Annotated in this window: 20 protein-coding genes; 6 read left to right on the plus strand and 14 right to left on the minus strand. The window is 65.8% G+C overall.

Going from position 1 to position 22043, the window contains the following annotated elements:
* Positions 1 to 29: 29 nt before the first annotated feature.
* Positions 30 to 848, minus strand: a complete 819-nt coding sequence (locus ACQR1Y_RS29570; RefSeq protein WP_434879204.1) for an alpha/beta fold hydrolase — start codon at positions 846 to 848, stop codon at positions 30 to 32.
* Positions 849 to 925: 77 nt separating this feature from the next.
* Positions 926 to 1900 carry a GlxA family transcriptional regulator gene (locus tag ACQR1Y_RS29575; RefSeq protein ID WP_434879203.1) on the minus strand — a complete coding sequence of 325 codons (975 nt, stop codon included), beginning with the start codon at positions 1898 to 1900 and terminating at the stop codon, positions 926 to 928.
* A 122-nt stretch (positions 1901 to 2022) separates the two neighbouring features.
* Between ACQR1Y_RS29575 and ACQR1Y_RS29580 the strand changes: the two genes are divergently transcribed.
* A complete protein-coding gene (locus tag ACQR1Y_RS29580; protein WP_434879202.1) occupies positions 2023 to 2817 on the plus strand; it encodes an SDR family NAD(P)-dependent oxidoreductase in 795 nt (264 codons plus the stop codon).
* Positions 2818 to 2918: 101 nt separating this feature from the next.
* On the opposite strand, the gene ACQR1Y_RS29585 is transcribed toward ACQR1Y_RS29580, so the two are convergent.
* From ACQR1Y_RS29585 to ACQR1Y_RS29615, 7 genes are all read right to left on the minus strand, one after another.
* On the minus strand, positions 2919 to 3788 hold the full coding sequence (locus tag ACQR1Y_RS29585; RefSeq protein WP_434879201.1) for a sugar phosphate isomerase/epimerase family protein: 870 nt from the start codon (positions 3786 to 3788) through the stop codon (positions 2919 to 2921).
* Between the two features lie 12 nt (positions 3789 to 3800).
* On the minus strand, positions 3801 to 4466 hold the full coding sequence (locus ACQR1Y_RS29590) for a nucleoside triphosphate hydrolase (protein ID WP_434879200.1): 666 nt from the start codon (positions 4464 to 4466) through the stop codon (positions 3801 to 3803).
* A 10-nt stretch (positions 4467 to 4476) separates the two neighbouring features.
* Complete coding sequence (locus ACQR1Y_RS29595) at positions 4477 to 5553, minus strand: ABC transporter permease (protein ID WP_434879199.1); 1077 nt, start codon at positions 5551 to 5553, stop codon at positions 4477 to 4479.
* The gene (locus ACQR1Y_RS29600) at positions 5553 to 6536 is read right to left on the minus strand and encodes an ABC transporter permease (protein ID WP_434860210.1); all 984 of its coding nucleotides are present in this window, start codon (positions 6534 to 6536) and stop codon (positions 5553 to 5555) included. The genes ACQR1Y_RS29595 and ACQR1Y_RS29600 overlap by 1 nt, the downstream gene beginning before the upstream one ends.
* Positions 6529 to 8046, minus strand: a complete 1518-nt coding sequence (locus ACQR1Y_RS29605) for a sugar ABC transporter ATP-binding protein (protein WP_434879198.1) — start codon at positions 8044 to 8046, stop codon at positions 6529 to 6531. The genes ACQR1Y_RS29600 and ACQR1Y_RS29605 overlap by 8 nt, the downstream gene beginning before the upstream one ends.
* A 418-nt stretch (positions 8047 to 8464) precedes the next feature.
* Positions 8465 to 9481 (minus strand): substrate-binding domain-containing protein, encoded by a 1017-nt coding sequence (locus ACQR1Y_RS29610; RefSeq protein ID WP_434860208.1) that lies wholly within the window; start codon positions 9479 to 9481, stop codon positions 8465 to 8467.
* Between the two features lie 105 nt (positions 9482 to 9586).
* The gene (locus ACQR1Y_RS29615) at positions 9587 to 10648 is read right to left on the minus strand and encodes a LacI family DNA-binding transcriptional regulator (RefSeq protein ID WP_434879197.1); all 1062 of its coding nucleotides are present in this window, start codon (positions 10646 to 10648) and stop codon (positions 9587 to 9589) included.
* 169 nt (positions 10649 to 10817) lie between these two features.
* Between ACQR1Y_RS29615 and ACQR1Y_RS29620 the strand changes: the two genes are divergently transcribed.
* The 4 genes from ACQR1Y_RS29620 to ACQR1Y_RS29635 all read left to right on the plus strand — a co-directional run bounded on the left by ACQR1Y_RS29620 (position 10818) and on the right by ACQR1Y_RS29635 (position 14052).
* The gene (locus tag ACQR1Y_RS29620) at positions 10818 to 11057 is read left to right on the plus strand and encodes an ATP-binding cassette domain-containing protein (RefSeq protein WP_434894327.1); all 240 of its coding nucleotides are present in this window, start codon (positions 10818 to 10820) and stop codon (positions 11055 to 11057) included.
* Between the two features lie 116 nt (positions 11058 to 11173).
* Positions 11174 to 12634 (plus strand): aldehyde dehydrogenase family protein, encoded by a 1461-nt coding sequence (locus ACQR1Y_RS29625; protein WP_434879195.1) that lies wholly within the window; start codon positions 11174 to 11176, stop codon positions 12632 to 12634.
* A gap of 120 nt (positions 12635 to 12754) precedes the next feature.
* On the plus strand, positions 12755 to 13159 hold the full coding sequence (locus ACQR1Y_RS29630; RefSeq protein WP_434879194.1) for a carboxymuconolactone decarboxylase family protein: 405 nt from the start codon (positions 12755 to 12757) through the stop codon (positions 13157 to 13159).
* Complete coding sequence (locus ACQR1Y_RS29635) at positions 13156 to 14052, plus strand: NAD(P)-dependent oxidoreductase (protein WP_434879193.1); 897 nt, start codon at positions 13156 to 13158, stop codon at positions 14050 to 14052. Before ACQR1Y_RS29630 ends, ACQR1Y_RS29635 begins: the two co-directional genes overlap by 4 nt.
* A 685-nt stretch (positions 14053 to 14737) precedes the next feature.
* Here the strand turns inward: ACQR1Y_RS29635 and ACQR1Y_RS29640 are convergent.
* From ACQR1Y_RS29640 to ACQR1Y_RS29655, 4 genes are all read right to left on the minus strand, one after another.
* Positions 14738 to 15217 (minus strand): peptidoglycan-binding domain-containing protein, encoded by a 480-nt coding sequence (locus ACQR1Y_RS29640; protein WP_434879192.1) that lies wholly within the window; start codon positions 15215 to 15217, stop codon positions 14738 to 14740.
* A gap of 360 nt (positions 15218 to 15577) precedes the next feature.
* A complete protein-coding gene (locus tag ACQR1Y_RS29645) occupies positions 15578 to 16678 on the minus strand; it encodes a sensor histidine kinase (protein ID WP_434879191.1) in 1101 nt (366 codons plus the stop codon).
* Positions 16675 to 17115, minus strand: a complete 441-nt coding sequence (locus ACQR1Y_RS29650) for a response regulator (protein WP_434860200.1) — start codon at positions 17113 to 17115, stop codon at positions 16675 to 16677. The genes ACQR1Y_RS29645 and ACQR1Y_RS29650 overlap by 4 nt, the downstream gene beginning before the upstream one ends.
* Positions 17112 to 19853 (minus strand): PAS domain S-box protein, encoded by a 2742-nt coding sequence (locus ACQR1Y_RS29655; protein WP_434879190.1) that lies wholly within the window; start codon positions 19851 to 19853, stop codon positions 17112 to 17114. The genes ACQR1Y_RS29650 and ACQR1Y_RS29655 overlap by 4 nt, the downstream gene beginning before the upstream one ends.
* A 417-nt stretch (positions 19854 to 20270) precedes the next feature.
* On the opposite strand from ACQR1Y_RS29655, the gene ACQR1Y_RS29660 reads away from it, so the two are divergent.
* Entirely contained in the window at positions 20271 to 21257 is a 987-nt protein-coding gene (locus ACQR1Y_RS29660) for a glycoside hydrolase family 113 (RefSeq protein WP_434879189.1), read from the plus strand.
* Position 21258: 1 nt separating this feature from the next.
* Here ACQR1Y_RS29660 and ACQR1Y_RS29665 read toward each other — a convergent pair whose 3' ends face one another.
* Positions 21259 to 22005: a hypothetical protein gene (locus tag ACQR1Y_RS29665; protein WP_434879188.1), complete on the minus strand. Its 747-nt coding sequence runs from the start codon at positions 22003 to 22005 to the stop codon at positions 21259 to 21261.
* Between the last annotated feature and the right edge of the window lie 38 nt (positions 22006 to 22043).

The raw sequence follows: 22043 nt of genomic DNA on the forward strand, positions 1-22043 counted from the left end.
CCGGCACGGCGTGCCGGGATGCTTGATCGTCAGTGCGTGAGAAATCTGTCCACTTCGGCCGCGAAGTCGTCGATCTCCTGAAACAGGAAGGCGTGCCCCGCATCGGGATAGAGCACGAGCTTCGCATCCGGGGCCTGCTGCGACAGCACGTAGGAGCGGTAGGCCGGCAGCATCACGTCATGCGCGCCGTTCGCGACCAGCATCGGCAGCCGCAGCTCCTTGGCCCGGTGCAGCACGCCCGGCCAGCTCGAGATCGCCTTGACCTGGCCCATGAATGCCGCGGCGGTCACCTTCGGACCGAGCTGCGGCTGAGCGGCGATGCGCGCCAGCGAGGCGCGTCCGGCGGCCACCGCCGTTTCGGTTTCCGGATAGAACAGAAACAGGAAATCCTCCGGTCCGTTCTCGGACTTGGTCATGACCTGCGCCACGCGCGGATGCGCCTGCGGTCCGTCAGGGACAGGGCCAGGGCTCGATCCGGCCACGATCAGCCGCCGCACCAGCTGCGGCGCGTCGAGCGCGAGCTGTTGTCCGACGACGCCGCCCAGCGACCAGCCGAGCACGTCGACCTGACCGAAGCCCAGCGACCTGATCACTTCGGCTGCGACGGCGGCGATGCCGCCGATGCTGTCCGGCACCTCGCCCGCGGAGCGTCCGATGCCGGCGCTGTCGAAGCGGATCACGCGGCGGTCCTGGGCGATCGCCGCGATGAAGGCCGGGTCCCAATCATCCATGGTGCCGCGGAAGCGCTGCAGCAGCAGCAAGGGCACGCCGCTGGTGGGTCCGTCCTCGCGCCACGCCAGCCGGCCGCGCGATGTGTCCAGCCACTTGATGGTCTCGTCATTGCTCATGGTCGCTCTCCTCGACATTGCGATGAGGAGAGCGTAGGAGACGCCGGTCACGTCTCAAATGACATAGAAGCGTCAATTCAGGACACGAGCGGCAGGCGAGTGGCCGGCTCGGGTTCGCCCTCGATCAGCCGCAGGCTGCGCCTCAGGCTCTGCGGCGGCTGGCCGAAGAAGCGCAGGAAGGCCCGGCGCATACGGTCGCGATCGGCAAAGCCGGTGTCGCGCGCCACCATGTCCATCGAATGCCGTCCGTCCTCCAGCATGGCCTTGGCGGCCTCGAGCCGCAGGCGCTCGACCGCCTTGGCCGGCGACTGTCCGGTCTCTTCCCGAAAGATGCGGCTGAACTGGCGCGGGCTCAGGCTTGCGGCTTCGGCCAGCTCTTCCACGGTGAGCGGGTTGCGCAGATGTTCCTTCGCATAAGTCAGCGCGCGGCGGACCCGGTCGGATCGTGGCTCGAGCTCCAGCAGGGCCGAGAATTGCGACTGGCCGCCCGGCCTGCGGTGATAGACCACGAGCCGCCGCGCCACCGCGCGCGACAACTCGGAGCCGTGATCCTCCTCGATCAGCGCCAGGGTGAGATCGATCCCCGCCGTCATGCCTGCCGAGGTCCAGATGTTGCCGTCGGCGACGAAGATGCGATCGTCATCGACCCTGATGGCGGGATAGCGCTCCTGCAGCGTGCTCGCATGCGCCCAATGCGTGGTCGCGCTGCGGCCGTCGAGCAGCCCGGCCTCGGCGAGCAGGAAGGCGCCGGTACAGACGCCGGCGACCCGGCGAGATCTCTGCCCGGCCTCGGCGATATAGGCGCGCAGCCCCGGACTGATCGGACGCGGCAGCAGCTCGCCGACCACCATCAATGTGTCGGGAAAGTCGCCGAGGGGGCTGGTCTCGACATGCACGCCCAAGGTCGAGCGGACCGGCCCGCCGTGCTCCGACATCACGCTGACCCGGTAGGCCTCTTCGCCGAGCTGGATGTTGGCGAATTCGAACGCCGTCGCGGCCGCCACGCCCATGAGCTGGAAGCCGTCCTCCATGATGAAGCCGATCTGACGCATGACGTCGGTCCTTGTGTCTCGATTTGACGTTTATACGACATTTGAGACATGACCGTCCAGGGCTAGTTTCTCGCCACGCAACACGCCCCGCGACCGCGCGGGCACGAGAAAGGATCTTCGCCATGACCAGCCAGACCACCGGGACCGTCCTCATCACCGGCGCCTCCTCAGGCATCGGCGCCGTCTACGCCGAGCGGTTCGCCGCCCGCGGCCACGCCCTCATCCTGGTCGCCCGCAACCAGGACCGCCTCTCCGGGCTCGCCGACAAGCTCACCACGCGCCACGGCGTGAAGGTGCGCACGCTGGTCGCCGATCTCACCGACCGCGCCGGGCTCGCCGAGGTGGAGAACGTGCTGAAGAGCGACGCGTCGATCACGCATCTCGTCAACAATGCCGGCTTCGGCAGCGCCGCCCCGCTCGCGAAAGCCTCGGTCGACGAGATGGAGAGGATGATCGCGATCAACGTGACCGCGCCGATGCGACTCACCTATGCGGCGGTGCCGCAATTCGTGGCCCGCAAACAGGGCACCATTATCAACATCGCCTCGATCGTCGCGATCGGCCCGGAGATCCTGAACGGCGTCTATGGCGGCAGCAAATCCTTCGTGCTCGCCTTCAGCCAGTCGCTGCGCAAGGAGCTCGCCGGCACCGGCGTGCATGTGCAGGTGGTGCTGCCCGGCGCGACCGGCACCGAGTTCTGGGACATCGCAGGACTGCCGGCGAGCAATTTGCCGAAGGAGTGGGTGATGTCGGCAGCCGATCTGGTCGATGCCGCGCTGCGCGGGCTCGACCGCGGCGAATTCGCCACCGTGCCGTCGCTCGCCAACGGCGCCGAGTTCGAGGCCTGGGACGCGGCACGGCAGACCATGCTGCCGCATCTGTCGAACGCCGAGGTCGCCGAGCGCTATCGCGCCTGAGGCTGTGCTTCGCGCAGGCGGGTGAGGAGGACTCACCAGGAGCGTTGTGCTCGGAGAGCCCCGCTCACCCGCATTGCATCTTGCGATGCAGTAGCCGCGGGCTAAGGCGCCATCACGAACCTCGAAAACTCCAGCGATCGCCGCGCGGCCTCGTCCAGTTGTGCCTCTTCGGCGTTGTCGCTGAGGTCGCGCCAGACCTTGATGTCGTTGCCGATGCCGCCGCCCATCTTGACGAACGGCTCCATCACGACGGCACGGTCGTAGCCGATCTCGCGGAGCGCTGCGCCGATCTCGTGCCAGGGCAGGTTGCCCTTGCCGGGGACGCGGCGGTTGTTCTCGCCGGTGTGGAAATGGCCGAGCAGCGGGCCGGCGGTGCGGATCGCGCCGGCGAAGCTGTCCTCCTCGATGTTCATGTGGAAGGTGTCGAGCATCACCTTCACATTGGGCTTGCCGACCTCGCGCACGAAGGCGACGCCTTCCTCGGCGGTGTTGAGGACGTGGTTCTCGAACCGGTTCAGCACCTCGAGGCACAGATCGATACCGAGATCGGCGGCGAAATCAGCGAGACCAGCGATGCCTTCGAGGCCGCGCGCGCGGTCGCCGGCCTTGTCGACCGGCTTCGAATAGTCGATCGGCCAGTAGGAATGCAGCGCGCCGCCGATGATGTGGACGTCGATCTTGGCGAGATTGGTCAGCGTCTCCTCGAAGAAGGCGCGCCCGGCCTTGCGAATCTCCGGATCGGCCGAGGACAGATTGCGCTGCGGCGACGGGCCGAGGCCGGAGGTGATCGCGATGCCGTTGGCTTTGGCGGCGCGGCCGATCTCGGCGATGTGCGCCGGGCTGTAGCTGTTGAGATGATGGGCGGCGATCTCGATGACGTCGAAGCCGAGCTTGGCGACCTTCTCGACATAGCGCAGGCAGTCGGCGCTCCATTCCTGCTCCCAGTACGAATAATAGATGCCGAATTTCATCGGTGCCTCCTGTCAATCAATTCTGTCCTGGCCAGCGATCACGACATCGGCCGGCCGGCTGTTCGCCCGCACGAAGCGCCCGTTCGGCAGGTCGTTGCCCTCGACCTTCGCCTCGATCTCGTCTGGCCCGAGGCCGTAGCCGCGCCAGCGCGCGACAAGCCGCTGCCGCAGCACCTCCTCGGGTACGTCGATGGCGACGGTGATGTCGAAGAAGGCGTGCAGGCGCGACCATGGCGCCTGGTCCAGCAGCAGGTAGTTGCCTTCGACCAACAGCGTGCGGACAGCTCGCGGGATCAGCCGCGCGCTGCCGCGGGAAATTTCGAGGTCGCGGTCGAACACCGGCACGGCGATCTCGTCCTCGTCGTTGCGCTTGAGGCGGTCGAGCATATGGAGCAGGCCGCCGACGTCGAACGTGTCCGGGGCGCCCTTGCGGGCGCGCAGGCCGCGCGCGATCAGGACGCCGTCGTCATAGTGATAGCCGTCCATCGGCAGCAGCGCCGCGGTGCCGGGCTGCGTGGCATTGAGCGCGACAACGAGCTGCTCGGCCAGCGTCGACTTGCCCGAGCCCGGCGCACCGGCGATGGCGACGACGAGGCGTGACGGTCCCTCGCGGGTCCTGATCTGCTTCACGAGGTCGTCGAGGGAGAGGCGCTGCGGCATGTGCGAACGGGTCATCATGACGGCTGGCTCACGAGCGCGGATGACCGGGGGCGGGACTGTCCGGCGTCAGCGCCGGGCTCTGCTCGCGTGCCTCCGGTGCAGCCTGCGGCGGCCGGGTGAAGCCGAGCAGCAGCCGCATCATGGGCGAGCCCGAGCGCAGCACCATGACGGCGAGCAGGAACAGGCCCCAGACCGCGGTCGACAGATGCTGGTTGGCGCCGAGCAGATTGAGACCCGACGACAGCGTCTGCAGGATCACCAGCGCGATGAACACCGGCGCGACGCGGCCGAAGCCGCCGAATGGATCGACGCCGCCGAGGAAGCAGGCGAGCACCGTCACCAGCAGCAGCGCATCGCCATGGCCGACGCGCACGGAGTTGAAGCGTGTCAGCATCACGATGCCGGCGAGCGCGCACATCACGCCGGACAGCGCGTAGAGCAGCGTGATCGTACGCTTGACGTGCAGGCCGGAATATTCCGACGCCCGCGGGTTGGAGCCGATCATCGCCACGGCGAAGCCGTGCCGCGTGCGCGCCAGCAGCAGGTGCCAGAGGATCGCCGCAGTGACGAACACCAGCATCGGCACGGGGACGCCGAGGATGGCGCCGTGGCCGAACTCGCGCAGGAAATCCGGAAAGCCCGAGATGTCGCCGCCGCGGGTCAGGAACTCGCCGAGCCCCTTCAGGAAGATCATCATCGCGAGCGACGCCAGGATCGGATGCGCGCCGAAATAGGCGATGACCGCGCCCATGACGGCGCCGGAGGCGCCGCCCACCGCGAGCGCCGCGATGACGCCGATCGCGAAGGCCAGCACGCCCGCATCCGCCCCGCCATTGATGTTGAGGATCCAGGCCAGGGTCAGACCGCTGAGATTCGCAATGGCGATGATCGCGAGGTTGATGCCGTTCGCCATGATCGGCGCCAGCATCGCCAGCGTCAGCAGGCCGAGATCTGGCAGCTGGAACGCGATCGATTCGAAATTGGCGGCGCTGAGAAACTTCGGCGCCGACAGGCCGAACACGAGCAGCGTCAGCACGTAGAGGCCGAGCAGGCCGGCCGTGTCGCGGCCGATCAGTCGGGGCAGGGCTTGAATGGGCTTGGACATCAGCGCGCCTCCCCGGCCCGCCCGAGAAGGCGCGCGAACAGATCGACATTCGAGAACGAGATCGCGACCAGGATGGTCAGGCCGATCACCATCTTGAACGCGTAGGGCGACACGCCGAGCAGGTTCAGCCCGTTCTGCACCACCGCCACCAGGAGCACGCCGAGCAGGCAGCCGAGCACCGAGCCGCGTCCGCCGCCGAGCCGCGCGCCGCCGAGCACCACCGCGGCGAGCACGTCGAGCTCGCGGCCGATCAGCGCATTGGGCACGACCTCCTGGGCGAGGTTGACCTGCATCAGCCCGCCGATGCCGGCCATCAGCCCCATCCATCCATAGGCGATGAATTGCATCGTCACAGTCGGCACGCCGGCGCGGCGCGCGCCGTCGGGATTGTCGCCGAAGGCATAGAGCTGGCGGCCGATCGTGGTCCGGTCGATCAGGAACCAGGTCGCCGCCATGCACGCGACCATCGCGGCAACCGGCAGGGTCAGCGCGCCGCCATCGCCCAGCGAGGCCACTGCGACACGGTCGGTCCACCAGTCCGGCAGGTCGTAGATCGACTTGCCGGAGGTGGCGAACATCAAGAGGCCGAAGAAGGCATTGAAGGTCGCGATCGTCACCACGATCGAGATGATGCGGAAGCCGGCGACGAAGGCGGCGTTGATGCAGCCGAGCGCGATGCCGATGCTGCCGGCGAGCACCAGCCCGAGCATCCAATTGCCGCCGCCCAGCTTGCCGAGCGCGATCGCCGTCAGATATTGCACGACCGATGCGCCGACCGCGAAGGAGATGTCGATGCCGCCGGCGATCAGCACGACCAGGAGCCCGACCGCCCAGATCACGTTGACGGCGTTGTTGTTGAGCAGCGAGGCGATGTTGCCGGCGCTGAGGAAGCTCGGCGCGGCCACGCCGAGCCCGAGCACGAGCAGCGCCAGCACGATGAACAGTCGCGTCTCGCCCTCGTGCTTGAGCAGATAGTCACGCATAGACGGCACGCTCCAGCTCGGCGATCGAGACCTTGCGCGGATCGAGCTCCGCGACGATGCGGCCGTCGGCCATGTGCAGGATGCGATCGCAATTGAAGTACACCTCCGGTACCTCGTCGGAGATCATCAGGATGGCGATGCCGCTCTCGGCGAGTGCGCGCGCGATCCGGTAGATGCCGTCGCGCGCGCCGACATCGACGCCGACGGTCGGGCAGTCCAGGATCAGGAGCTTGGGCGCCGTCGCCAGCCATTTGGCGAGCACGACGCGCTGCTGGTTGCCGCCCGACAGCGTCGAGACGGCATCCTCAGGCCTGCCGATCTTGATCGCGAACTCCGCAATGCCCTTGGCGACCGCCGCCGCCTTCTTCGTCTCCGAGATCAGTCCGCTCGGGCCGGTGAGCTGCTGCAGCGTCGTGATGACCGTGTTGTCGGCGATCGACTGCGGCTGCACCAAGCCGAGCGAAAGCCGGTCCTCGGAGACATAGGCCACGCCGGCCGCGATCGCGTCGCGGTTGCTGCGGAAGGAGACGGGCTGGCCTGCGATGCGCAACGTCCCGGTCTCGGCGCGGGTCATGCCGAACAGCGTATGCGCGAGTTCGGTACGGCCGGCGCCGATCAGCCCAATCAGTCCGACGATCTCGCCGGCACGAATAGTGAGGTCGATGTCGGCATACTCGCCGGCGCGGGTCAGGCCCGACGTTTGCACGACCACCGGCGCATCGCCGACATCGCGCGCGGTGACGGAATGGTCGAAGGTGCGGCCGGTCATCAATTCCGTCAGCCGCGACTGCGTCATGCCCTGGGCGTCGTAGACGCCAACCAGCCGGCCGTCGCGCAGCACGGTGACGCGGCTGGAAATGTCCAGCACCTCCGCGAGCCGGTGGCTGACGAACACGACGGCGACGCCATTGGCCGAGAGCGTGCGTACCACCGCTAGCAGATGATCGGTCTCGGCCTGCGTGAGCGACGCCGTCGGCTCGTCCATGAAGATCAGCCTGGAGTCGCAGGCCAGCGCCCGCGCGATCGCCACCAGCTGCCGTCCGGAGATCGGCAGGCTGCGCAGCGGCGCGCTGAGGTCTAACTCCACGCCGAGCTTTGCGAGTGCCGCGCGCGCCGTCTCGCGGATGCTGCGATAGCGGACGAGCCGGGGCGCGCCGACGAGGCCGTCGAAGGCGATGTTCTCGGCGACCGTCATCTCCGGGAACAGCGCGAGGTCCTGCCAGATCACCGCCACACCCTTGCGGCGCGCCAGCGCCGGATGCGGCGCCTCGACGCGCTCGCCGAAATAATCCATGCGCGCGCCGGGCGCCGTCTGATAGACGCCGGCAATCACCTTGATGAGCGTGCTCTTGCCGCTGCCATTCTCGCCGGCCAGGCAATGCACCTCGCCGCGCCCGACCGAAAACGACACATTGTCCAGCGCGCGCACGCCGCCGAACCGCACCGAGACATGCTCGAAGCGGATCGCGTCCGATGGATCAGGAGAGGAATGAGCCGTTGCCGCCGTCATGGATCAAGCCGGGTTGCCGAAATCAGGACAATCGTCGTTCCGGGGCGCGCGCAGCGCGAGCCCGGAACCCATACCCACGGGCGGACGTGTGAGGCAGGCTGTCAGTTGCCATCTCGCTTCCCAACATCATTTCGTGGCTATGGATTCCGGGCTCATCCGCGCTGCTCCAACATGGCTTCGCCATGTTGCGCGCGGATGCCCCGGAATGACCGAGCAAGGAGCAACGCATTCCGTCGTCATTCCGGGGCGCGCGCAGCGCGAGCCCGGAATCCATATCCACAGGCCGTGGTGTGAGGCACGCGCGCAATTGGCATCTCGCCTCACACCGTCTGCCCGTTGCGATGGTCCAGGCCCATCCACGCTCTCGATAGCTGTCACCATGTTGCGCGCGGATGACCCGGAACAACGAACGGCGCGATCACAGGCCGAGGTCGGCGAGCTTGTCGACCGTCTCCTTGTTGATCGGCAGCAGATTGTCGGTGATGATGTTGCGCGTCTTCGGATCGGGACGCACGGTGCCGAGGCCCTCGATATTGGTGCCGTCGGTGATCTCCTTGCCGTCGACCAGCAGCTTGCCGACACGGACGAAGACGCGGCCCGCCTCCGCCGGATTCCACATGTAGCCGCCGAGGATCGCCCCCGCCTTGATCAGCTTGCGGCCCTGGCCGGGCGAGAACGGTCCGACCACGAAGGCCTTGCCGGTGAGCCCCTTCTCCTCGATGGCGCGACCGGCGCCGATCGGGCCCTGGCTGCCGAAGGCGAGGAAGCCGCGCAGGTTGGGATTGGCGGAGAACAGATCCAGCGCGGTCTTGCGGCTGTCGTCGACGTTCTCGGCGACGCCGTAGCGCTCGCCGACCTGCTTCATGTCCGGATACTTCGCCTTGAGATGCGCGATGGCCGCGTCGGCCCAGGCATTGTGCAGCGGCACCGTCAGCGAGCCGACATAGACGGCATATTCGCCCTTGCCGCCCATCGACTTCGCCAGGAGATCGGCATGCGCCTCGCCAAAGCCCTTGGCCGAGGCGAGCTCGAAATCCCAATCCTTGTTCTGGATTCCCGGACCTTCGTGGATCACCACCTTGATGCCGGCCCCGCGCGCCTTCTGCAGCACGGGCTCGAGCGCCTTCTCGTCGTTCGGCACGACGCCGATGATGCTCACCTTCTTGGCGATGAGGTCCTCGATGGCGCGCACCTGCAGCGCCGGGTCGGCGCTGGTCGGGCCGATCATCGAGGCGTCGACACCCTCCTTGGCGCCGGCCTCCTTGATGCCGGTTTCCATCGCGTTGAACCAGGGGATGCCGCCGATCTTGACGACGACGCCCATGGTCGGCTTGTCGGCGGCGACGGCGTGGTGGATGAAGGAGCCGGTGGCGAGCACGGCCGCGAGGGCCGCACTTGCGAGCAGGGCACGTCGTGAAGCTGAAAATGTCGTCATGACCTTAACTACCCTCCCTAAATTGCGCTCATTGGCGCATTTGCGGATCGAGAGATCCGTCTGCCCTGGACCGATTCCGGCCCAGAATTCCTTGGTGTCAGTCGCTCATTTTCGAACCGGCAGGGCGCTGCGCCCCGCAGGTCCTTTCGATGTCGTTGGCCGACGTGGCGGAGCCGAGGAATCCCGGATCTTCAGCTCGCACGGCAACAGCACGTGTTTGGCAGGAGACGCGTCTCCCTTGATCCGCGCACTCAGCCGCTCCCAGAGAATGTGGCCGATCTCCCGGACCGGCTGCGCGATCGCCGTGATCGGCGTGGCGCGCGCGCGCATCCAGGCATAGTCGTCGAAGCCGATCAATGAGACGTCCTGCGGCAGCTTGAGGCCTCGCTCGGCGATCGTCGTCAAGGCCGTCAGGGTCGTGGAGTTGGTGAGCGCCTGGATCGCGGTCGGCGCCGGCGCGCGATCGAAACAGTCCGAAAGCCTGCGCTGCTCGATGTCGGGATCGAAGCCGAGCTCGACGATCTCAGGTGCGGGCAATCCATGCTCGCGGAACGCCTCCGCCGCGCCGTCACAACGCTGCCGAATGTTGGCGAGGCGCAACGATGTCGCGGCAATGACGATGCGCTCGTGGCCGAGATCGATGAGGTGTGACGCCGCAATGCGCCCCGCCTCGAAATTGTCGAGCGACACGGTGTCGGCATTCAACGCGTCGGTGACGCGGTCGCCAATGACGTAGGGCGTTCGGGACGCCTCGATGACGTCGCGGCCGGCAGAGCCGTCGAAGCAGGGGACGACGATCAGTCCAGCCGGGCGCCACGCCAGCAGCGCCTTGAGCCTGGACAACTCGGTGGCCTCGTCGTCATGCGAGCTGGCGATGATCACTTCATAGGAGTCGCCGCCCGCGCATTGTTCGATCGCCGAGACGATCGAGGTGAAGAACGGGTTGTCGAGCTCGGGAACGAGCACGGCGATGATGCGGGCGTCGCCGGAGCGCAGCATCGACGCGAGCGGATCGGCGCGATAGTCGAGCGCCCGCACTGCAGCCTCGACCTTTTTCGCGAGCGCGGGGCTGACCGGCTTGCGGCCCGTCAGAACGTTCGACACCGTCGCCGGAGACACGCCCGCGAGCCTGGCCACATCGTTGATGGATCGCGGCTTATCTACCATGGGGAGTCCGCTGGTGTCCCTTGTCGTGCGACTTGATGTGCGCTGAACTCAGCCGGTAAAACGATTTACAGAGATCTGACCGCGAGGCAAGCGGAAAGTGCCTGGGACGCGCCGACGCGATCGACGCGCGCTGAGCGGGTGGGATGATGCTCCCTTCCTGCGCGAGATGATGGACCGGAAAACGGGACTGCTGTCCGGCGGAGAGCCGCAAATGCTGGTGATCGGCCTGGCGATCATGTGCAATCCCAGGCTCCTGATGCTAGACGAGCCGGGTCTCGGCCTGTCTCCGGTGATGGTGCAGCGCGTGCTCGACGCGAGCGGACCATGCCGCGGCTGCTCACGATCGCCTCCGACGCTGATGTGCTGTCGCGAGGTCGCATCGCGATGCACGCGCCGCCATCGGAGATGACCGAGGAGGAGCTGCAGAGCGTCTGTTTAAACGAGCATGTTGCCTGCGTCGCGCGCCCTCGGCGGGCCGCGCCGAGCAGGACACATCGAAGGATCGCAAGAAGTCGGAGAGCTGCCATGAACGCCAATGTCAAACTGCCCGCCGCAAAGGGCGTCTTCATCGACAACAAATGGCAACCCGCGCAATCGGGCCGCAGCATCGCGATGCTGGCGCCGGCGACGGGGCAGGTGATCGCCGCGATCGCCGCCGGCGACAAGGCCGACATCGATCTCGCGGTGGCCGCGGCGCGCCGCGCGCTCGAAGGTCCGTGGGGCCGGCTCACGGCGGTGGAGCGCGGGCGGCTGTTGTCGAAGCTCGGCCGCCTCGTCGAGGATAACGCCGAGGAGTTGGCGAAGCTCGAGGCCGCCGATACGGGCAAGCCGATGAAGCAGGCCAAGGCCGACGTCGTCGCGGTCGCGCGCTATTTCGAGTACTACGGCGGCGCCGCCGACAAGGTGCATGGCGACACCATCCCGTTCCTCGACGGCTTCTTCGTCACCACGGTCTATGAGCCGCTCGGCGTCACCGGCCACATCATTCCCTGGAACTATCCGGGCCAGATGTTCGGCCGCACCGTGGCGCCGGCGCTCGCCATGGGCAATGCGACCGTGATCAAGCCCGCGGAGGAAGCCTGCCTGGTGCCGCTGCGCCTCGCCGAACTCGCGGCGGAAGCCGGCTTTCCGGCGGGCGCCGTCAACGTCGTGCCGGGCCTCGGCGAGGAAGCCGGCGCGGCGCTGTCGGCGCATGACGGCATCGACTTCATCTCTTTCACCGGCAGCCCGGAGGTCGGCACCCTGGTGCAGACGGCGGCGGCGCGAAATCACATCGGCTGTACGCTTGAGCTCGGCGGCAAGTCGCCGCAGATCGTATTCGCCGACGCCGATCTCGATGCCGCGCTGACATCCGTCGCGGCGGCGATCGTGCAGAATGCCGGGCAGACCTGCTCGGCCGGCTCGCGCGTGCTGGTCGAGCGGTCGATGTGGGACCGCTTCCTGTCCGAGCTGAAGCTGCGCTTCGAGAAGATCACCGCCGGCACGCCGGAGATGGATCTCGATCTCGGCCCCGTCATCAGCGCGGTGCAGAAGAAGCGCATCGAAGGCATGCTGGCGCGCGCCGAGAGCGGCGGTGCCAAACGGGTTGCCTCCGGCCGGATTGCCGAGGGCGTCCCGAGCGAAGGCTTCTATGTGGCGCCGGCGCTCTATCAGAGCGTTGACCGCAACTCCGAACTCGCGCGCGAGGAGGTGTTCGGTCCGGTGCTGGCCGCGATGCCGTTCGACGACGAGGCTGATGCGATCAGGCTCGCCAACGGCACCGATTTCGGCCTGGTCGCCGGCGTCTGGTCCGGCGACGGCTCGCGCGCGATGCGCGTCGCACGCAAGGTCAAGGTCGGCCAGATGTTCGTCAACGGCTATGGCGCCGGCGGCGGCATCGAGCTGCCGTTCGGCGGCATGAAGAAATCCGGCCATGGCCGCGAGAAGGGCTTCGAGGCGCTGTACGAGTTCGGCGCGATGAAGACCCTGATCGTCAAGCACGGCTAGCGCCGGGGCTCCGGTCAATTCCGCCGTGCGGACGTGAGCGACAAGGACGCGCGGCGTCGTTGTCGTTCGGCGCGGCGAAGCGTTAAATGCAACAAGCTTTGCAGTGAAGGAGACGTGCCGATGAGCGACGAAACGGAATTGTTCGAGAAGGGCCTCAAGGTGCGCCGCGAGGTGCTTGGCGCGAGCTATGTCGATGGCAGCCTCGCCAAGGCCGACGATTTCATGATGGCCTTCCAGCACATCACCACCGAAATGTGCTGGGGCTATGCCTGGACCCGCCCGGGTCTCGATCGCCGCACCCGCAGCATCGTCAACCTCGCGATGCTCACGGCGCTGAGCAAGCCGAGCGAGTTGAAGCTGCACGTCAAGGGCGCGCTGACCAATGGCGTGACGGTCGACGAGATCAAGGAGATCCTGCTGCATGCGACGGTCTATTGCGGCATTCCCGCCGGCCTCGAAGCGTTCAAGGCGGCGCATGAGGTGTTGATCGCCGAAGGCGCGATCCCGAAGAAGGACGGCGCATGAGCGCGCCGACAAACGTTCTGTTCGTCGGCATCGGCAATATGGGCTGGCCGATGTCCGCGCAGTTGCTGAAAGCCGGCTATGCGGTGGCCGTCAATGACGCGGTCGCCGGGCGCGCCGCAGATTTCGTGCGCGAGGCCGGCGGCACGGAAGCCGCCGATCTGGCGGCGGCTGCGGCGCAGGCCGAGGTCATCATCACGATGCTGCCGACCAGCAAGCATGTCGCCGAGGCCGTCGCCGCGCTGCGACCCGGCTTGAAGCAGGGGCACATCCTGATCGACATGAGCTCCGGCGCCCCGGCGGCGACGCAGGCGATCGCGGCCGATCTCTCGCCGCTCGGCGTCATCATGCTCGATGCGCCGGTGAGCGGCGGCGTGCCGCGCGCGAAGACCGGCGAGCTCGCGATCATGGCCGGCGGCGACGCCGCCGCGCTCGACCGCGTCGAGCCGCTGCTGCGCGCGATGGGCAATACGATCCATCGCATCGGCGGCCTCGGTTCGGGGCAGGCGATGAAGGCGCTCAACAACCTCGTCTCCGCCGGCGGATTCCTGATCGGCATCGAGGCGCTGTTGATCGGCCAGCAGTTCGGCATCGATCCCGGCCTGATGACCGACGTGCTGAATGCCTCGACCGGCATGAACAACTCGACGCAGAAGAAGTTCAGGCAGTTCGTGCTGTCGCGCCAGTTCAACAGCGGCTTCGGCCTCGACCTGATGGTCAAGGACCTGTCGATCGCGCTCGAAGTGGCGCGGACGAGCGGCGTCGCCGCGCCGTTCTCCAACCTGTGTCGCGAACTCAGCGCCAGCGCGCAGGCGCTGCTCGGCCCGGGGCAGGATCACACGGCGCTGGCAAAGCTCAGCGAGGCGCTGGCCGGAGTCGAGCTCGGGAGCGACTAGCGGGGGCCGGGCCGGTGACGAGGTGTCCCCGGCGTCCGGCGTGGCGCGAAGCTGCGGCATGCGCATCACCGTCTCGCGACGCCAGGAGCGTCCGAGTTGATCGAGGCCTTGGCCCTCGGGATCATGAGGGCGCGAGGAATGCCGGGCGCTGGCCGCACCCATGGCCCGCCTGCAGAAAAAAAGCAGGCAGCAGTCACCACAGGTTCAGCCGAGACATCCCGGCATTCCCCGCGCGATGGTTGGGCGGCTTATACGCACTCTCCCCGGGGACCGGGCTGTCTTGCCCCCGTCACGGACGGATCATCATCACCATCCGCTTGGCCTCAGCATCGGGAGACCAGGACCATGCGACTTCGCCGGCGCGCGGTCCCGTTCGTCCGCATGGCCTTGAGCCACGCTGCGAGACCCTCGCACCCACCGCATCCCAGCCCCGCGCGTCGTGACGATCGCGAAGCGCCCCTCATGGCGAGGCGGGACGAAGGAAGATAGATACCATTGTTTCCGAAAAATAGAAAGAGAATTCTTTTTCGCGGGTTGGCTGGACAGGTTGGATCGACAAGATCCGGCGCGAGACGCGCGACCCCGTCAGGCTTCCCCGTCGAGGCGGCAGAACGAAACGGCGGGACCTGCGATCACAGCCCAGTTCGAGCGGGGATGGGAAGCGTCGAGGGGGCGAGCCCGGACGTCAACGTCGGAATATTCCTCCGACCACCCTGTGCATCGCGCCGCCGATCGCGCCGATGGGGCCGCCGACACCGGGCGACGAGCGCGGACGCCCCGCGACGCGACGGCGCGATGGACGATCGGCCTTTCGCGCCTCCGCTGCAGCGCTCGCCATTTCCTTGTGCTGGGCGGCATTGAGGAAGCCGGTGGCGGGGTAGCCGCGCTCCTCCTGCCAGCGCGCGATCACCGCTCGCGTGGACTCGTCGAACTTGCCATTGACCTTGGTTTCGAAGCCGAGGCTGGAAAGCCTGCGCTGCACGTCGCGGCGCTTGGCCCGGGTGAGGCCGATCTGATCCTCGGTCTCCTGGGACGCTGCGTCGGTTGCCATCGCCGTGGTGGCAGGGGCCGACGTCTCACGAGGTTTGCTGCTCAGCCCCGCTTCGGCAAGGTGTGCGCTGTCGACCATCGCAATGATGGACAATGCCAGGATCAAGCCGCGCATTACCGTCCCCTTCGTCTCGACGCGACGATTCGACCTCGAGCATAGACCCGTGCCGCGATCAACGCTCGGACTTCGGCGGTGGGACTCTGCTGGATTCAAGTAACTGTGGTCCGTGGCGCACGGTTCCGTGCCCGAGCGATTATTCCGACGCATTTCAGGCGGAGCGATGGCGGCGGCGGTGCGGGCTCGGCCGCTGTCTCAGGCCGTGCGCGGCGCCTGCGCCGCAGCATGCCGGTCGCGGATGGTGCAGATCTCGAGATCGCCGCTATGTCGACGTTCTGCGCAACGACAAGGACGAGTTGCGGCTGTCTGTCACGCCGCCAGTCTGCAACGGGGTCGTTGGCTTGCGTGTGCGGATCTTCAAGCCGGAATGGGAAGCGTGAAATTGAATGTCGTCCCTCCCTCGGGATTGGACTCGCACCAGATCTTGCCATTGTGACGGTCCACGATCTTCCGGCAAGTCGCGAGTCCGAGGCCGGTGCCCTCGAACTCGTCCCGGCCGTGCAATCGCTTGAACGGTTCGAAGATCTGCCGGTGAAATTCCGGAGCGATGCCGATGCCGTTGTCACGAACGCCGATCCGCCAGAAGTCCGCCTTCTCTGGCATGGCGGACACGTGCAATGCCGGTACGGTGGCCTTGCAATATTTGATGCCGTTTCCGATCAGGTTCTGGAGCAGCTGTGTCAAGAGCGGCGCGTGGCCGAAGACGATCGGAAGATCGCCCCGCGTCACCTTCGCTCCCCTGTTGCTGATGATCTGTCCCAGATTGGAGAGCGTGTCCTCCACCACGAGATTCATGTCGACCGGCTCGAACACGACATGCGCGTCCGATTTGGTGTATTCGTGAAGCGTGTCGAGCAACGCGACCATGCGCTCGCCGAGGTGGACCATGCGTCCGCAATAGTCGCTGATCTTGGCCGGGTCGGCATTGCCCGACTTGACGGCATGGCTGATGATCGACGCAAATCCGCGGATCGAGGAAATCGGCGATTTCAGATCGTGCACGAGGACGTCGGCGAACCGTTCCAGTTCCTCGCGCTGCTGATCCAGCGCAAGCTGCATGGCGGCTTTCTTGCGCGCATAGCGGAGAATGCGGCCGATGGATCGCTCGTTGATGTGTTCCTTCGCGATGTAGTCCGATGCGCCACGCTTCATCGCCTCGGTCGCGATGGTCGCGTCGCCCTGGCCCGTCGCCATGACGATGAACATCCCCGGGGCGCTCCGGTGCAAGGCTTCCACGCCGTCGAGCCCATCCCGTCCCGGAAGTTGATAGTCGACGACCGCAACATCGAACGACTGCCGCTCGCACGTGGCCAGCGCCATGTCGATGCTGTCGGTCTCGACGCATTCGCAGGAGATCCCCGCACGCCTCAGGGCGCGCATGACGTTCTTGCGGTCTGCGTCGTCGTCATCCGTGATCAGGATCGTCACGGCGTCACTGGCGGCATGTGGCTGGCTCATGGGAACTCCACGATCCGCCAATAGCCCTGCATCAATTCGACGAGCTTCTGAAAATTCTCGCCGACGCGCTCCTTGAGGATGTATCCGGCAACGTTGAGGTTGTAGGAGGCAACCTTGTCCTCGTCCCTGCTCGAGGTCGTCAGCATGAACACGATGCTGCGCTTCAAGCCGTCGTCCCGCCGGATTTCACTGACGAACTCGATGCCGGTCATGCGCGGCATGTTGATGTCGACGAGCAGGATATAGGGCGAGCTCAGCTTCGTCTTCCCATTCGTGCCGCGGAGGATGTCGAGCGCATCGGCGCCGTCGTTGGCTCTCAGCAGCGGATTGATGATCCGTGCGGATTTGAATGCGCGTTGCACGGATCTGGCGTCGCCTTCGTCGTCGTCGACGAGCAGGATCGTCACATCGCGCGCCCGTTCGGCGTCGGCCGTCATCGTTTCCGTTCCTTCGCCGCGTTGGGAGTGAGGAGGGTGAAATAGAAGGTCGTGCCCTCGCCGACGGTCGATTCGAGGAGGATCGAGCCGCCCGAGAGTTCGATCTGCTTGCGTACGATGGCGAGACCCATGCCACTGCCTTCGACCTGGTCTCGTGGTCTCAGGGTCTGAAACATCTTGAAGATCCTGTCGTGGAACTGAGCCGGAATGCCGGGACCATCATCCTTGACGGCAAAGGTGTGATGCGACCCGCGATCGACCACGGAGATCTCGATGCGACCAGCCGCCTTGTCATGGTGCTTGATGGCATTGCCGATCAGGTTCATCATGATCTGCTGCAAGGGCATGCGAAAGACCTCGATCGCGCCGAACGCGGGGTCGACGATCACCTCGAAGCCATCCGGCGGCGTCATCATGGCCAGCACGTCGTCCATGAGTTCGGCACCGGAAATGATCTCGCTGCCGGCGGCCTCGCGGCCAATGCGGCAGAATTCCAGGAGATCGTCGAGCAGTTTCTCGAGCCGTCTCACGCGGCCGCGCAGCAGCTGCATGCTCACCAGGTTTTCGCCGGTCAGGTGCGGCGCAAGATCCTCTTCGAGCCATTTCGAAGCATTGTCGATGACCCGCAGCGGCGCCTTGAGGTCGTGGGATGCCGCATAGGCAAAATCGTCGAGCTCCCTGTTCGCGGCCTCGAGCTCGGCGGTACGTTGCGCGACCTCTTGCTCCAGCCTTTCATTGAATTGACGGCGTTCCTCCTCGGCCAGCTTCCGGTGCGTGATATCGACGATCGCGCCGAGCACCATGACGCCCTCGTCCGTGTCGATCGGCGTGAGACTGATCTCGATGGGAAACTCGCTGCCATCCTTGCGCCGGCCATAGACTTCGCGCCCCGGACCCATCGCGCGTTGCAACGACTCCCTGAGCACCGGACTGGCGAAATACCATTCGAGGTGGGCATGGTGCCGATCTCGTTCGGCGGCCGGCAACAGCAGATCGATCCGACGCCGGAGCAATTCGTCGCTGTCGTAGCCGAACAGCCGTTCGGTCTGCCGGTTCACCAGCGAAATCAGACCGGAGCGGTCGACCATGACCATGGCGGTCGGGGTGGACTCGACCACGAGACGGAATCGCTCCTCTGCGGCCTTGCGCGCCGAGATGTCTCTGAGCGCGCCGACGATCCCGGTCGTCTCGCCCGAAGCCGGATCCTTGAGCGATCTCATCACCGCTTCGAGCCAGATCCGGCGGCCGTTCCGATCGTGGGCGCGGATGGAGATCGAACTCTGCTCGGCCTCGTCGGCCAGCAGCGAATTGAGGGTCGTCTGCAACTGCTCGACATCCTCGGGGTGGATCGGGCCGTACGGCTGTTGGCCCAGCAGCTCGCTTTCATCCACCCCCAAGATGTCCCGACACGCCGGAGAGACATAGCGGAGGCGAAGGTCACGATCGAGCTGGATGATCAGGTCCGAGCTGTTATCAGCCAGAATGCGATACCGGGCTTCGCTCTCCTTGATCATGCGCTGTGCTTCGCGCATCTCGGTGATGTCGGTGACGAGTACGAAAAAGCCGATTACGTCGCCGTTGGCGTCGCGATGCGGAATGTAGTTGGTCCAGGTGTTGCGGATGCTTCCATCCGCCTTGTTCAGCATGCGCTCGTAGTTCTGCGGCTGGCCCGACAGAGCGGCCTGGATATGAGGCTCGGCCTCGGCGAACAGGGTCTCGTCCAGCAGGGACGTGACGTGGCAACCGACGAGCTCCTCCGGCGACCGGCCGAACCATTCCGCATAGGCCGAGTTCGCGAAGCGGCATCGAAGGTCGCGGTCCCAATAGGCGATCACGCTCGGCACGGCATCGATGAGGGTCTTGAGCTCCGCCGTCCTGGCGGCGACCTCCTGCTCGAGGGAGACATTGCTCTTCCGAAACTGGTCCTCGACCCGCTTCTGCCGGCTGATATCGCGCTCGATGATCGATGCGCCGATGATCGTGCCATCACGCCGCCGGATCGGGATGGCCCTGATCGACACGTCGATCGCGGTGCCGTCCTTGCGCAAACGCCGCGTTTCCAGATTGTCGATATGTCGACCCTGCCTCACCTGATCGAGGATGTAGTCGTCATGGATCAGCTGCTCGGGCGGGATGTGGATACGGATGCTCCGGCCAATGACCTCGTTCGGCCGGAACTGGAAGAGACGCTCGGCCGCGACGTTCCATGACAGGATCGTACCCGAGAGGTCCTTGGCAACGATCGCGTCTTCCGATGAGTCGAGGAGGGCATCGGCGATTGCGGCCTTTTCTTCGAGCTCATTCTTCGCTCTTTCCAGTTCGCGGTGGCTCTTGCAGAGGATTCCGTTGATCTGTGAGCAGAGCGAGGTGGGATCGAAGGGTTTCGCGATGACCCCTGCGACGCCGACGCGCCGAAGGTCGTCCAGCTCCTTTGCGCTCGTGGTGCCGGTGACGTAGATAACGGGAATGCCTGCGGTCTGTGGTCGCTCCCGCAAACGCGCCAGCGTCGTGGGGCCGTCCATGCCTGGCATGTTGTGGTCGAGCAGGATGAGGTCGGGAGACCATTTTACGGTTGCGGCAAGTGCCTCCTCGCCGGAGGCGCAACTCCGCACATTGAAGTTCGAGTCGACTGCGATGGCCGTCCCGACGATCTCCCGGGCGTCGGCGTCGTCGTCGACATGCAATACGTCGACTGAGCGCAGCTGGAATTGCACATTCATGTCGATGTCGACCAACATCCAGTGATGAAAGTGAATACGCTGTCCATCGGACCAGATGCCGATGATAACTCTCAACTAATAGACGACGTGCATAAAAGGTGAGTTTCGCTGACGTGCGTAATGCTACCTAAAGCGGTAACTTAGACGATTGCATCACGAATATAAACAGCTAAGTGCAGGCTGATGCTGTTGCTGAGCCGTCGTTGTCGGCGTTATCCGGAGTTTTGCGGAGTTCTTTGTTCAGGCTGTGCAAAAACGATTGGCGAGAGAGAAGCGCTTCGATCGAGGTCTGGAGCGTGACGGTATCGGGTGCTTGGCCGACATCGAGTTTCGACTCCGAGTTGTGCAGGAAGTCGTTGATGTGAGAACCGTTGTCAGAATATCGACAGGCCGAATCAAATGCGCAGCAGATTCATGCAGCTCTTAGTTCGATCGGTGGTCTGGGGCGCGTTCGCCGGCTGCCTCTTCCATGGTCCGGCACTTGGCCGGCGCCTGGATGGCTTCAACGTCGTGGCGACACCAGATCATCCATTTGGCACCGCGACAGCGGAGCAGGCCTTGTCGATGGCGAAGAGGCTTGGCGCCAATTCGGTCGCCGTGATTCCATTTCTCTGGCAGTCGACCCCGTCGGCACCGGACATCGTCGCGGGAAGCGCCATGTCCGACGAGGCGCTGCGCGCGGCGATCCGGCAGGCGCGCCGGCTCGGTCTGACGGTGATCGTCAAGCCGCATGTCTGGGTGCCGGACAGCTGGGCCGGCGCCGTTGAGCCGGCATCGGAGCAGGATTGGAAAACCTGGTTCGTCCGGTACCAGGCCGAGCTTGAGCGCATGGCTCGAATTGCAGCCGACGAAGGTGCCGATGTCCTCGCCATCGGCACCGAGCTCGCAAAGACCACGCGGCGTCCCGAATGGAGCGCCGTGATCAAGACCGTGAGGTCAGCGTTTCCACGAACGCTGCTTTACGTCGCGCACAATGCGGACGAAGCCGAAGCGATCGGCTTCTGGCCGCTTCTGGATGTCATCGGCGTATCCCTGTATCCGCCCCTTGGCCCCGACGACGACCGTGGCGGCCGTATCGCTGCGATGGAAGCGGAGGCCAGGCGTGTCGACGCGCTGTCGGAGCGTTGGGGCAAGCCGGTGCTGGTGGCCGAGATTGGATTGCGTTCGGCCAAGGGCGCTGCCGCAAAACCCTGGGAGAGCGCCGAAGAGAGGGCTGCGCCCGTGGACATGCAGTTGCAGGCTGACGTGATCGCGGACTGGCTCGGAGTGCTCAAGCGCCCAGCGGTTGCGGGCGTGCTGGTCTGGCGCTGGTTTACCGATCCGGCCGCCGGCGGGACCGCCGACACCGACTTCACCGTGCAGGGCAAGCCGGCGGAAGCCGTGCTGTCCTGCGCATGGGCCGGCGTCTGCCGCAAACCCTGAGTCAGAACCTGTACCAGGCTCCGACCACGAGGCCGTTCTCTTGCAGCGCATTCCGCCCCCAATAGGTGGAGTAGCCGCCGATCTGCAGCGACAGCGCCGGAGTCAACGCGTAGACGGCGCTGAGCTGGGCCTTGTGATAGGCGTAGCTGCCGAAGCCTGTGGTGCCGGCGCCCTCGGACAGGACGTTGAACGATTGTGCGAGCAGCAGCCAGCGTTCGGTCGGGCGAATGCCGAAGGTGATGTCGGTCCGGAATTCGCTCGGCGGGCCGTTCAGGCGATAGCGTTGCGCGATCTGGAGATCGACGAAGGCGGGAAGCGTTCCTGCCTTGAAACTGTAGCCCGCGAGGCCGCGCAGCTCGATCTGCCGGTCGGTCTGGCCAATCGCTGCCAGGTTCGATGAGTCGGACGTGCCGGGCACGCGGAAGATCGCCTGTACGGAAAACACCCAGGAGGAGTCGGACCAGACACGGGCCCGGGCTCCGAGGTCGGTGTAACCGATGCCGCTGCGCTGCGCTCCGATGGGCGAGGCGATGTCGATGTGCTGCAGCGAGGGCTGGACGATGGCGGTGATCCAGTCCGTGAGGCCATACTCGATCAGCAGCTGGGCTTCGTCCTTGCTGTAGCGTGGGATGCGACGCAGCGCGCTGCCGCTGTCGAAAATGCGGGTCGACTGCATCGCCGTGCCGGTGAACACCAGGGCGCCTGTCCCGGCATCGAGCGTCCAGGCGCCGGCCCACGCCTGGCTCACGCAGCCCGCCGAGATCATGGCGATGAGGCACAGGATCT

The sequence above is a fragment of the Bradyrhizobium sp. HKCCYLRH3099 genome, assembly GCF_051167855.1.
Lineage (GTDB): Bacteria > Pseudomonadota > Alphaproteobacteria > Rhizobiales > Xanthobacteraceae > Bradyrhizobium.